Source organism: Liquorilactobacillus sicerae (assembly GCF_029916425.1).
Lineage (GTDB): Bacteria > Bacillota > Bacilli > Lactobacillales > Lactobacillaceae > Liquorilactobacillus > Liquorilactobacillus sicerae.
This window is the reverse complement of sequence record NZ_JAHAVQ010000244.1, coordinates 1-447: the sequence shown is the minus strand read 5'-3', so window position 1 is coordinate 447 and position 447 is coordinate 1. Positions and strand designations below refer to the sequence as shown.

The following is a 447-nucleotide window of genomic DNA, read 5'->3' as shown; positions in this document are numbered from 1 at the left end:
CAATTCTTCCAACGCCTTGTTCGCTTCGTAAATTTCATTTTCAACATGAACAGTTTTCATCAAAATAATCTTGCCGCCAACTTTAACAAAGGGTAGCAATAATTCTAAAAGAGTATTGGTATTCGAGACAGCTCGGGCGATTGCAAAATCATATTTTTCCCGATAATTCGGATTATTACCAAAGTCTTCCGCCCGTCCATGAACTGTTTCGACATTTTTCAAGTTTAGTTTGCTAATCAATTGATCTAAAAATGTAATTCTTTTTTGCAAAGAATCCAACAAAGTCAATTGAAATTTTTGATTAACGAATTTAAGCGGAATTCCCGGAAATCCAGCCCCCGAACCAATATCAATCAAAGAAACTTTCTTATTCATATCCGGCAAATACAGCAAAGGCGTGAGTGAATCGTAAAAATGTTTTAGCCAAACATCTTTCGGATTATTAAT

The 447-nt window shown here is 34.9% G+C and carries 1 protein-coding gene; it reads right to left on the bottom strand.

What is annotated here, in order from left to right; genetic code table 11:
* A partial coding sequence (gene rsmG / locus KH893_RS12250) for a 16S rRNA (guanine(527)-N(7))-methyltransferase RsmG (protein ID WP_281166333.1) occupies nt 1-447 on the bottom strand: 447 nt, incomplete at both ends.